Here is an 11,686-nt window from a genome sequence, read left to right as displayed (position 1 = left end):
TTTTTATGTCCTTTTTTCGGAAGGTAAAGGTACTAATTTTTTTTGAAATATAAAATGAATTTGATATTTTTTTTGAACGAAAAATACGAATTTCGTATTTTTTTACTTAAAACGTTTGAAACTATCTGAAATACTGATACATATGTTTTCATATTTTTCATTCCAATTACCCTAATAGTAATCACTTTTTCTTTAAATTATCCGCATTTGCAATTAGTCTCATCGTTTCCGCAACCTTTTTTTCTTTTTTTCTTATAGAAAAAAGTACGTATCAAGAAAAAAACGGCTATTATAACTAATGTATAAGCGATAATTTGTTGAATGTCCATTTTCTATTTTTTAAATACTTCAAAATATTGTCTTTCCAAAGTTTCTCTATGGTCGGGGTGGGCGATGTTTATCATTGCTTTGATTCGCTCGTGAATATTTTTTCCAAATAGATGAGCTACTCCATATTCTGTAACTACGTATTGTACATGCGAACGTGTGGTGACTACTCCAGCACCTTGCTTCAAAAATGGAGTGATGCGACTAACTCCTTTTTTGGTCATCGAAGGCAAAGCTATTATTGATTTTCCTCCTTCGCTGAGTGATGCTCCTCGTACAAAATCAATTTGTCCTCCGACACCAGAGTAAAGTCTTGTACCAATCGAATCGGCACACACTTGTCCGGTTAAATCCACTTCAATAGCAGAATTTATGGAAATCATTTTAGGTTGCTGACGAATCACTGCAGGATTGTTGGTGTAGGAAGCTTCTAACAATTCTACAGAAGGGTTGTCATTGACAAAATCATAAAAATCTCGTGAACCCATCATAAACGAAGCTACTACTTTGCCTCGTTCCGATTTCTTTTTTGAACCATCTACCACACCTTGTTTGATGAGGTTGAGCATTCCCTCAGTAAGTAGTTCTGTATGGACTCCCAAATTTTTCAGATGTCCCATTTTTGACAATACTGCGTTGGGGATGTTTCCTATGCCTAATTGGAGTGTACTTCCATTCTCAATTAAGTCGATAATATGATTTCCTATCTGATCCTCAATTTCGTCGGGTGTGGTTGGCGACACTGCAAAAATTGGTTCGTCGTGTTGCACTAAATAATCAATATTGTCAATGTGTACAAAGGCATCTCCAAAAACACGAGGCATGTATTTATTGACTTGAGCAACAACTCGCTTAGCGTTTCGCATAGCAGCTTTACAAGCCTCTACGGAAACTCCAATGGAACAATGTCCGTGTATATCGGGAGGTGAAACTTGAATTAAGGCTACGTCTACAGGAATGTGTTTTCGGTCAAATAACAAGGGTAAATCACTCAAAAAAACAGGTGTGTAAGAACCATTACCTGCTTCGAGCGTGTGGCGTACGTTCTTTGATAAAAAGAAAGAGTTTACAAAGAAACTATCCTTATATTTTGGGTCTGCATACGGAGCATCGCCCTCCACATGGATATGTCCAATGGTTACATTTCTCAGTTCGGAAGCCCGTTGTACTAAGGCATCGACCAGTCGATTTGGAACGGCGGCTCCTCCCTGAATATAAATAAAATCATTACTTTTAACGATTTTCAAAGCCTCCTCAGCGGTTGTGTATTTAGTCATATACTTATATGGTGTTATTTTCTTCCAAAGGTACAACTTTTTCCTAAAAATACAAGTTTTTTATTTAGCAAAACCTATTTTAGTGGGGTTCGAGTCTTCTTTTAATTCTTTCACATCAATATTAGTCAATTCGGCTAAGGAGTATGGTCTATTTACTTTGATATTTTTATCATTAGATTCTAAATATTTGTTACACTTTTCAACCGATAATTCCTTAAATTTATATTCAGCAATAAGTCTCCCTTTTCGCAAAAGAGCAGGATCTATTTTTGAAATATCGGAATTAAACGTGCCAATCAATTGACACTCCAGCACATCGGACAATATGCCATCAGCGATGTTTAAAATTGACGAAACAACGTCCGTATTACTATTGAATGTGGTTCGTTCAGCGATGTAGTTCTCACAATCCTCCAATACCAACACCGAATTGTTATTTTCCATTAGTAAACCTATGAATGAAGGGTCAGTGAGTTTTCCTATCATTGTGGTAGGTACGAAGATAAACTTCTTATTTGGAATTTGACTTGTTAACCATTTGATATAGTTGGTTTTGCCTGATCCTGCAATGCCGTGGAATAGTATAATGCCTTTGTTCTCATTGGTTAAACTATTTTTTACACGATGATGTACCTCCATAAAATCATCGTTGTACATAGTTTCAAAATCAATGCGATATGGTTTTATGATGTGGGTTCTGATTTCAAAACCAAATTTGGTCATCAAAAGTATTGAAACTTTTGATTCCTTTGAAATATGTTTTTCAATATATTCAGAAAAAAGAGTATCTAAATTTTGCTTTGCCTTTGGATTTGTATTTTGGTAATAAACATGGCTTACTTTGAACAATCCCTCTTCAAAAATTTGGTTGTCATATTCATTTGATAAGTTTTTATCAATCAATATAAAAGCTTCTAAATCAGGGTGAAAATAACACTGTTCCGATTCAAAAAGTTCATTTTGTTTGGAAGCGTACTCCACCGTGTAGTAGTCTGTACATTTTTGAAAATGCTTCAATTTTTCACGATGAATGACCAAATCTTCATCCGCAAGATAAATCGATACCATCAAACTGTTGAGCAAGGTTCGAAATGGATTGTTAAACGATAGTATGTTGTGTTTATCAAAAAGTTCGATACGTTCGTCACTATCCAATTGTAGGATTTTTATAGGTCGATAATATTTGGATTCTGTTATTTTCATATACTACATAGATTCTATTTACGGTAAATACTACTTATTTTTGTAATAAAATCATCCGTAAAGTCACTCATTTTTTCGATGACAATGTCCGACTTTGAAAGGTCTTGTACTCCCGAATTAGGATTTTTAAAACCAATACAATGCATTCCTGCACTTTTGGCAGCTTGAACACCGTTTTTGCTATCTTCCAATACCCAAAAATATTGAGGATCAATGTTATACGCTTCAGCTACTTTCAAAAAGATATCAGGAAAAGGTTTGCTGTATTGTACATCGTCCCCACTCATTATTACATCAAAAAAATGTGCTATCTCAACTTTTTTTATGAAATAATCAATTAGTTTTCGTGATGAGGAGGATGCTAAGGAAAGTAAAAAACCTCTGTCTTTTAGTTTTTGTAGAACATATTTAACTCCTTCAATTTCATTGACTTCGATTTGTTCAAACCGTTTATAGAAGTACTCACGGTGAAAAGTTAACAATTCATTTGCCGATTCAGTACGTTTCGCATCTTGTTTTACCTTTTCCCACATGGGAACAGCAGACATTCCTGTTAAGTCTCTTTCGATATATTCTTTTGAAAAAGGAATGCCTAATTGTTCAAAAACTTCGTAAATAATTTGTTGGTGCATGGGTTCGCTATCCACCAAAACACCATCCATGTCAAAAATAAAATGTTTTGTCATTAGTGAAAAATAAACTAATCCAATTTTTTGTTAATTACCAACTTGTTCAGAGCTTCGATGGTAACATCTAAATCTTCATAGCTCAGAGCGTCGTTAAGGAAATAACTTTCGAAAGCACTTGGAGGTAGATAAATTCCTTCAGCAAGCATTCCGTGGAAATATTTTTTGAAACGATCAATGTTTCCTTTGGCCGAAGATTCAAAGTCAACAACAGGATTTTCGTTGAAATGTAGTGAAATCATTGAACCAAAGCGATTTATTTGGAAAGGAATGTCGCTTTTGGACATCACTTCTTCAAATCCGCGGTGTAGATATGCGGTTTTTTCTTCCAAACTTTTGAACACCTGTGGATTGTCATTTAATTCCGTAAGCATAGCCAGACCTGCACTCATAGCCAACGGATTCCCACTCAGTGTACCTGCTTGATAGACAAGTCCTTCAGGGGCTAAATGATTCATAATTTCATTCCGAGAAGCAAAAGCACCCACAGGTAGCCCTCCTCCAATAACTTTTCCAAAGGTTACAATATCAGCTTGAATATCAAGCACTTCTTGCGCTCCTCCTTTCGCTAAACGGAAACCTGTCATCACCTCATCGAAAATGAGTAATGCTCCATTTTCCGTACACAGTTTTCGCAAGGCTTCCATAAATCCTGCTTTTGGAGGTACACACCCCATATTTCCTGCAACAGGTTCAATGATTACCCCTGCAATTTCATCTTTATTCGTTTCAAAAAGGGATTTAACCGACTCGATATCATTATATCTTGCCAAAAGCGTATCCTTGGCGGTTCCTTGTGTTACCCCTGGGCTATTTGGGCTTCCAAAGGTTGTAGCCCCGCTTCCTGCTTGGATCAAAAACGAATCCGAATGCCCGTGGTAACAACCTGAGAATTTGATGATTTTTTCACGTTTAGTATATCCTCTCGCCAAGCGAATGGCACTCATACAAGCCTCTGTTCCGCTGTTCACAAAACGAATCTTATCAATGTTAGGCACCATTGACACCGCCAATTCAGCAATTTGTATTTCAATTTCTGTTGGGATTCCAAACGAAGTTCCTTTTTTAGCTTTTTCGACAACAGCTTCAACCACAGGAGGATAAGCATGTCCTAAAATCAGAGGACCCCACGAAGCTATGTAGTCAATCAATTTACGTCCGTCCTCATCATACAAATAAGCTCCTTTACCTTCTTTAATAAAAATAGGCTCTCCGCCCACTGCATTAAACGCCCGAACAGGTGAGTTCACACCACCTGGTAGCACCTTTTTCGCTTGAGCAAAAAGCTCACTACTTCTTTTATATATCATTGTGTTAATATATTGATTTTTAATAGTTTATTGTTCATAGGTTACTACATACGTCATTTCTTTTTCGCGCATTATAGTTTTCCAAACCTAAGCTACAAAGTTACTATTTTTTGAGATTTATAAAAAATATATTTTCATAAAAATGTTATCTATCATAAAAATACTATCTTTGTACAATGGAAAAACTGAATTTTAATGATTATTCATTTCGGATTAAAGAAGTTGATTCTAAGCGTTTTATCTTTGATGAAATCCGTAGAAAATTTGTGGTGTTACAACCCGAAGAGTGGGTGCGTCAGCATGTTATTCGCTATCTGATTCAGGAAAAAGGCTATCCCATATCACTTATAAATGTGGAGAAAGAATTAAAAATAAATGATATATCCAAACGCTACGATATAGTTGTTTTTTCAAAAAACGGAGATATTCTTCTTACGGTAGAATGCAAGGCTCCACAAGTTCAGATTACACAAAAGACTTTTGATCAAATAGCACGTTATAATTTGGTTTTAAAGTCTGATTTTCTGATGATTACTAACGGTTTGAATCACTATTTCTGTACGGTGGATTACGTTCAAAAAAAGTATATCTTCCTCAAAGATTTACCAGCATATTCTGAAATAAAAGGATAAATTCAGACCAATTTTCAAATTTAATGGAAATGTCATATGCTACTTCAAATTACAGAGGTGACTTTTTGAGAGTAGATTAAAAAAGTTAAAAATTTTGTTAGAGAGTAAATTTTCAGTACCTTTGCCCCAAGTTCATACAAAGAACCCCAATGGGGTCGATCGGTTTTGACAGTAAGTCGAATTGAAATGTAAGCATACCGAGCTATGAAATTAATGCTCGTTAATCTCTATTTCAAACTTTTAAATGGCGAGAATAACTACGCTCTTGCTGCCTAATCTGAAGTTTAGTAGGATTTCTGGCTAAGTCTCTACAAGGTAGGGAAGCGAGATGTCTCTGAAAAGCCCTTGTTGACGGCGGTTCGTACAGAGGCACCATAAAAGTCAACATTGAATCGGATGATGGTTTCCGCTGAAGATTCGGATTTTAGGGAACTAAGCGTGTTGTGGGCGGTTTTTGGTCAGCAACGCGACGAAAATCAAACAAAAACTAAGTATGTAGAAAGCCTTTGAATTGCTTATTTGGACGAGAGTTCGATTCTCTCCGACTCCACAATAAAAAAGGATAACTATTTGTAAAAAAGGTAGTTGTCCTTTTTTTGTTTACCAATTTGTACAACCGTTGTACAACCAAAAACCAAACATCTATTTTTTGGGCTTTTTTTCAGATGTAAAAAATTAAATTCTGTAAGTTTTACCACAACCCTTATCACCCGAAGAATTATATCCGCAAGTTATCCAATAGAGAAAAAAATCCTTTTTTAATTGCTAATTTAACAAATTATACGTATCTTTGATGTCCATAATATAAAAATAAATTCACTATCAATGGCATCAACAAAAAAGAAAATACAACTCATTTTAGTTGACCGACGAACAGTAACATTCGTCATTTGTTTGTTAGTATCAATAGTTTTGTGGTCTCTAATTCGGTTATCCAAAACCCTACATCGTGAGTTCAGTGTTGATGTGGCAATTACTAATATCCCTGAGGACATGTTTCTGAATACTTCTCAAAAATATAAAATTAAAATACGAGCCGAAGGTAATGGATATGCTTTGTTAAAGTATTATTCTCAGGGACAGGTGCTTAGTGTGGATTTTAATGATTTGGAGTATATCGGAAACAAACGATACAAACTTTCTAAAAATATTTCCAATAAATTGAATGTAATTTCGAAGAACAACTTCAGAATACAAAACACGTACTCCGACACCATATATGTAGATTTAGAAAAGAAATACACCAAAAGATTACCCTTGAAAGTTAACTTAAACGCTTCCTATCATCGAGAATATCAGTTGACCGATTTAGAAATAATGCCTGATTCAGTCGAAGTTATGGGATTTAAAACAGCTATAGATACCCTTCAAGAGGTGGTGGTCATTTTGGATGGAAGAAAAGAAGTCAAAGAGTCTTTTGAAGCAGTTCATTTTCTGAAAAAATCAGATTTTTTGCAATACAACACGGATAAAATTACGGTTAAAGCGATGGTGGATAAGGTCAGTGAACAAATTATAAAGCTACCCATACAAGTAACGAATATTCCAGAGGGGAGTCAAGTGAAAACCTTTCCGTCAGAGGTTGATGTGTTATGTTCGGGTGATTTGAATTTATTGAAAAACATCAAGCAAGATGATATACAAATAATTGCTGATTACCTTGATGTTCAGGATGATAGCAGGATACCATTAACCATACAAACAACATTGAGGCGTGTCAAGATTACGTTTTTAGGCGAAAATAAAGTAGAATATCTGATTAAAAAAATATGATGGTTGTAGGACTAACGGGAGGTATAGGCAGTGGAAAAACTACCATTGCAAGAATGTTTCAAGATTTAGGAATTCCGGTCTATATTTCTGATATTGAGGCACAAAAAGTTATTGAAACTGACCCTGTGGTCAAGCGAAGAATTATTAAAGAATTTGGCGAGTTGGCGTATATTGATGGAAAGTACAATCGCAGATATATAGCAGATATTGTGTTTAATGATAAACATAAATTACAAAAGTTAAACAATATTGTACATCCTGCATTAGCGCTACATTTTCAGAGATGGAAAGATATGCAAAAATCTCTATATATTATTAAAGAAGCTGCAATTCTTTTTGAAAGTGGGGCCTATAAGCAATGTGATTATATCATTACGGTAACGGCTCCCGAGCAGGAAAGAATACGCCGAGTGGTTGAAAGAGACCAAGTTACAGAGAAATTGGTGAGGGAGCGAATGCGAAATCAATGGACGGACGAAGAACGTATAAAATTGTCTGATGAAGTGGTCGATAACATAAACATTCAAGTATCTTTGTTAAAAGTCAAAGAAATACATTCTAAATTAATAAAAAAGTTGCGAAATCGTCAATAAACCAAATTTTGTAGTTAAATATATGTTAAAAATTAGAGGTGCAGAAAAAAATGTATTAGTTTTGTACAATGAATAAGAGATTGAACATAATAACCGTTGTTTTGATGACCATTTCGCTGATAGGAATCATCCTTATTCAGGGGTATTGGATAAAGTCAGCAATTGATAAACAACAGGAGGCTTTTTCTCACTCTATTCAACAGGTGCTCAGTTCAGTAACTGCCAGTTTGGAGAGCCAAGAAGTGAATAAATATATAGCTCAAATTATTGAATTACGTGAAAAAGACAGCACGTTAATTTTGAAGGATTCACATTTGAGAGAGTTTATGTATGTTCAGGAGAATAAAAATACCAAAGAAACGTTCATTTACAAACATGGAATTTTACAAGAGGATTATAATCTTCCGACCAATGGGTTTAATGGTATTTCATCCAACGATACGGTTTTATTCAAAAACTACATCAGTCAGCAGACGGAACAGAAAATAACGTATGCTACTGAGCTGGACAATCAGATTGCACCCAGTATTGAAACCTACCAAAAATTGAGTCGATTGCCTCAAATTGAGAAACTGATGTTGGAGGAATCCATAAAAAATATTTCTCAAAAATTATCCGTGGTGGATAGAGTTTCTGCAGAGCAGATTCAAAATGCAGTGCAACAGGAATTAGATAAGCGAAATTTAAATATGGAGTTTGATTTTGCGATCTACAATCGAAATATATTATCCAGCATACGATCCAAATATTTTGATTCCACCAAAGGTCAGGAATATCGAATGCCTCTTTTTAACACAAGCTCAGGGGATTCTCGTTATGAGCTGGCATTGACCTTTCCGCAACGAGAACACTATATGTTTTCATCTGTTATTGTGATTTCTTCATTATCAATGGTTTTTATGATAATCATAATTGGAGTTTTTACCATAACGTTGAATCAAATGTTGACTCATAGGAGAATTTCTCAGATCAAGACGGATTTTATAAACAATATTACGCATGAATTTAAAACTCCCATTGCGACCACCAATTTGGTGTTAGATGCCATAAAAAATCCGATGACTATCAATAATCCTGAGAAAATATTGACCTATATCAATATGCTTCGGGAGGAGAATAAACGAATGCACTCTCAGGTAGAGAATATTTTGCAAATTTCACGGATTGATAAAGGCGAACTTGACCTTTCAAAAGAACCTTTGGATGTACATCTGTTATTGGAAATTGCAATAGGACACGTACAAATGATGTTACACGAGCGTAGCGGAATGATTCGTACTCATTTTGAAGCCGAAAATAGCGATATTTCAGCCAATGAGTCGCATTTTACCAATGTTTTGATTAATATTATCGAAAATGCAATTAAGTATTCACCAAATCCACCTGATATTGATATTTATACTGAAAATATAAAAAATAAGATACTTATAAAAGTTAAAGACCGAGGGCAAGGAATGAGTAAACAAGCTGTGAAACAGGTTTTTCATAAGTTTTATCGTGAACACACAGGCGATTTGCATAATGTAAAAGGACATGGATTGGGACTTGCTTATGTGAAACGTATTGTTAACCACCATGGTGGAACCGTCTACGTGGAAAGTGAAAAAGGCAAGGGTAGTACTTTTTTTATTAAAATGCCTACAATTTGATTCATTTCTAACAAATATATAAACTACATAACGAAGAAAGCTAAATTAATCAGTATAACCTTTAAAAATAGAATATTATGACAGATGAAACAGAAAGAGGGTACGACATCAAATCCATGGGAGCAAACAAAAGAATCCTTTTGGTGGAAGATGACCCTAACTTTGGAACAGTGTTGAGAGACTACTTAGTAATGAGTGGTTTTGATGTGTCATTGGCTAAAAATGGTATGGAAGGTTTTGAAAAATTCAGAAAGGAGATGTTTGATCTTTGCATTTTGGATGTTATGATGCCTTATAAAGACGGATTTACCTTAGCCAAAGAAATACGCGAGAAAAACGAGAAAATTCCAATCATATTCTTGACAGCAAGAACGATGCGTGAGGACATCATTAAAGGATACAAAGTTGGAGGTGATGATTATTTGAATAAGCCGTTCGATTCTGAAATTCTGTTGATGAAAATTCGTTCCATGTTACAAAGAAAAGCAGTGGAAACGGTGGCTGATAGCAAGAAATTTGAATTTGAAATTGGCGATTTCTTCTTTAACTCAAAGTTGAGATTCCTCAAATATAAAGATGAAGAACCTGAAAAATTATCACCAAAAGAGAACGAATTGCTTCGTTTGTTAGCGTTACATGAAAATGATTTGATGCCCCGAGAGTTGGCATTGGCTAAAATTTGGAAGGACGACAATTATTTCACCTCAAGAAGTATGGACGTTTATATCGCCAAGTTGAGAAAATATTTGAAAAAAGATGAAAAAGTAGAGGTGTTGAACATCCATGGGGAAGGTTTCCGATTATTAACTAATCGTGAGGAAGAATCCTTTATTTAAAAAAATGTAATTGTAATATTTTTATAGGAGCTGTCCAAAAAGTCATTAGCTCAAGGTGTGCTTTTTGGACAGTTTCTTCTTTTTATTTTCATATAAATATTTATGTCATTAAAACTCAAAGGATACATTTTAGCACTTGTTTCAGCTATTACATATGGAATGATTCCACTATACATGATTCCAATAAAACAGAGTACCTTATCGTTAGACGATGCTCTGTTTTATAGGTTTGCCATCGGGAGTGTTTTTATTTTAGGTTTTTTGATATATCGTAAGGAACGATTGCAGGTTAATTTTCGTGAATTATTGATTTTTAAAATATTAGGTTTGTTATACGCTTTGTCATCCGAGTTTTTATTTGCAGCGTATGACTATCTTACGCCAGGCATAGCCTCAACCATATTTTTCATGTATCCGATTGTGGTAGCATTGATTTTAGGACTATTTTTCAAGGAAAAAATCACATTAGCTACCGTTATTTCCTTGTTGATTGTGGTTTTAGGAGTCGGATTTCTGAGCGTAAAGGACACTGATTCTTTTTCCATTAACTTCTTTGGACTGTTCATCGGTTTGATGGGGGCTGTTATTTATGGAATATATATGGTAGTAGTCAATAAATCAAAGTTAACAGCATCAGGAATTAAAATTACGTTCTATTCGATGTTGTTTTCGAGTATTTATTTTTTAGTTAAATCTATGATTATTAATGGTTTTGTAGAGATTCCGACAGTTGATATGGGAATACACTTGACCGCTTTTTCACTCATTACAACAGTGCTTTCAATTTTGACTTTAGTCTATGCGATTTACTATATTGGTTCTACTCCCACAGCCATTATAGGAGCTGTGGAACCGATTGTAGCAGTGGGTATTAGTGTATTTCTTTTTGGAGAATTACTCACAAAAAATTTGATTTTCGGTGTGTTACTTATCATCACAGGAGTGCTTATTAGTATTCTTTTTGAACGAAAAAAAGGAAAAAGTAAATAACTATGCACTTAGATTCAACTCCCAAGTGCAATTTTTTATGCCACGAATTTATAAAATAAATTCTTAGGTTCTTCAAAATCTAATGTTATTACTCACTTTTTATAGTTTTTAAAGTTAAGGTGTTAGTGATGTGCTTCGCAGTTCTCGGTCTTCGGTTAATTTTATGTTGAGTTTCTTTTATTTTTTCTTTGCTAATTTCCTCAAAATAAGTACCTTTACGGATATATTGTCGTACAAGTTTGTTGGTGTTTTCACTCAATCCTCGCTCCCAAGAACAATACGGATTGGCAAAATAAAAATCACAACTTAATTTTTGTCCATTATACCTGAATTTACAAAAAAAAACAGGAAACCCATAAATAAAAGAGACCGTCTTTCCTGACAGTCTCTTTTTCCTAATTGATAATTTA

General features: G+C 34.6%; 10 protein-coding genes and 1 other RNA gene. 7 read left to right on the top strand and 4 right to left on the bottom strand.

The annotated features are described in order from the left end of the window. Window positions 1-332: 332 nt before the first annotated feature. From ACF3OB_RS01990 to hemL, 4 genes are read right to left on the bottom strand one after another with little or no spacing between them, the layout of a single operon-like run. Window positions 333-1,604: an acetyl-CoA hydrolase/transferase family protein gene (locus ACF3OB_RS01990; RefSeq protein ID WP_172914651.1), complete on the bottom strand. Its 1,272-nt coding sequence runs from the start codon at window positions 1,602-1,604 to the stop codon at window positions 333-335. Between the two features lie 60 nt (window positions 1,605-1,664). Beyond that, window positions 1,665-2,807: an AAA family ATPase gene (locus tag ACF3OB_RS01985; protein ID WP_042343346.1), complete on the bottom strand. Its 1,143-nt coding sequence runs from the start codon at window positions 2,805-2,807 to the stop codon at window positions 1,665-1,667. Between the two features lie 14 nt (window positions 2,808-2,821). Further along, window positions 2,822-3,493, bottom strand: coding sequence for an HAD family hydrolase (locus ACF3OB_RS01980; protein ID WP_392448123.1), 672 nt, complete (start codon window positions 3,491-3,493; stop codon window positions 2,822-2,824). Between the two features lie 14 nt (window positions 3,494-3,507). Beyond that, the gene (gene hemL, locus ACF3OB_RS01975; RefSeq protein ID WP_392448121.1) at window positions 3,508-4,803 is read right to left on the bottom strand and encodes a glutamate-1-semialdehyde 2,1-aminomutase; all 1,296 of its coding nucleotides are present in this window, start codon (window positions 4,801-4,803) and stop codon (window positions 3,508-3,510) included. Between the two features lie 176 nt (window positions 4,804-4,979). On the opposite strand from hemL, the gene ACF3OB_RS01970 reads away from it, so the two are divergent. The 7 genes from ACF3OB_RS01970 (at window position 4,980) to ACF3OB_RS01940 (ending at window position 11,276) form a co-directional block, all read left to right on the top strand. Beyond that, window positions 4,980-5,435, top strand: a complete 456-nt coding sequence (locus tag ACF3OB_RS01970; protein ID WP_042343349.1) for a type I restriction enzyme HsdR N-terminal domain-containing protein — start codon at window positions 4,980-4,982, stop codon at window positions 5,433-5,435. 151 nt (window positions 5,436-5,586) lie between these two features. After that, window positions 5,587-5,988, top strand: a transfer-messenger RNA (tmRNA) gene (gene ssrA / locus ACF3OB_RS01965). A gap of 272 nt (window positions 5,989-6,260) precedes the next feature. Then, the gene (locus ACF3OB_RS01960) at window positions 6,261-7,208 is read left to right on the top strand and encodes a hypothetical protein (RefSeq protein WP_095894302.1); all 948 of its coding nucleotides are present in this window, start codon (window positions 6,261-6,263) and stop codon (window positions 7,206-7,208) included. After that, window positions 7,205-7,801 (top strand): dephospho-CoA kinase, encoded by a 597-nt coding sequence (gene coaE, locus ACF3OB_RS01955; RefSeq protein WP_172914987.1) that lies wholly within the window; start codon window positions 7,205-7,207, stop codon window positions 7,799-7,801. The genes ACF3OB_RS01960 and coaE overlap by 4 nt, the downstream gene beginning before the upstream one ends. Window positions 7,802-7,869: 68 nt before the next feature. Continuing rightward, window positions 7,870-9,450: a sensor histidine kinase gene (locus tag ACF3OB_RS01950; RefSeq protein ID WP_042009412.1), complete on the top strand. Its 1,581-nt coding sequence runs from the start codon at window positions 7,870-7,872 to the stop codon at window positions 9,448-9,450. A gap of 77 nt (window positions 9,451-9,527) precedes the next feature. Continuing rightward, window positions 9,528-10,286 carry a response regulator transcription factor gene (locus tag ACF3OB_RS01945; protein ID WP_231549989.1) on the top strand — a complete coding sequence of 253 codons (759 nt, stop codon included), beginning with the start codon at window positions 9,528-9,530 and terminating at the stop codon, window positions 10,284-10,286. A 102-nt stretch (window positions 10,287-10,388) separates the two neighbouring features. Continuing rightward, window positions 10,389-11,276 carry a DMT family transporter gene (locus ACF3OB_RS01940; RefSeq protein ID WP_095912561.1) on the top strand — a complete coding sequence of 296 codons (888 nt, stop codon included), beginning with the start codon at window positions 10,389-10,391 and terminating at the stop codon, window positions 11,274-11,276. The last annotated feature ends 410 nt before the right edge of the window (window positions 11,277-11,686 follow it).

The organism is Capnocytophaga canis, assembly GCF_043187445.1.
GTDB classification, from domain to species: Bacteria; Bacteroidota; Bacteroidia; order Flavobacteriales; family Flavobacteriaceae; genus Capnocytophaga; species Capnocytophaga canis.
The sequence above is the reverse complement of the archived record's forward strand: the minus strand, read 5'-3'. Positions and strand labels throughout refer to the sequence as shown.

Coding starts and splice junctions, on each gene's coding strand:
- hemL (WP_392448121.1), bottom strand. CDS start 4,803: ATGATATATAAAAGAAGTAGTGAGCTTTTTGCTCAAGCGAAAAAGGTG.
- ACF3OB_RS01985 (WP_042343346.1), bottom strand. CDS start 2,807: ATGAAAATAACAGAATCCAAATATTATCGACCTATAAAAATCCTACAA.
- ACF3OB_RS01940 (WP_095912561.1), top strand. CDS start 10,389: ATGTCATTAAAACTCAAAGGATACATTTTAGCACTTGTTTCAGCTATT.
- ACF3OB_RS01990 (WP_172914651.1), bottom strand. CDS start 1,604: ATGACTAAATACACAACCGCTGAGGAGGCTTTGAAAATCGTTAAAAGT.
- ACF3OB_RS01950 (WP_042009412.1), top strand. CDS start 7,870: ATGAATAAGAGATTGAACATAATAACCGTTGTTTTGATGACCATTTCG.
- ACF3OB_RS01970 (WP_042343349.1), top strand. CDS start 4,980: ATGGAAAAACTGAATTTTAATGATTATTCATTTCGGATTAAAGAAGTT.
- ACF3OB_RS01980 (WP_392448123.1), bottom strand. CDS start 3,493: ATGACAAAACATTTTATTTTTGACATGGATGGTGTTTTGGTGGATAGC.
- coaE (WP_172914987.1), top strand. CDS start 7,205: ATGATGGTTGTAGGACTAACGGGAGGTATAGGCAGTGGAAAAACTACC.
- ACF3OB_RS01960 (WP_095894302.1), top strand. CDS start 6,261: ATGGCATCAACAAAAAAGAAAATACAACTCATTTTAGTTGACCGACGA.
- ACF3OB_RS01945 (WP_231549989.1), top strand. CDS start 9,528: ATGACAGATGAAACAGAAAGAGGGTACGACATCAAATCCATGGGAGCA.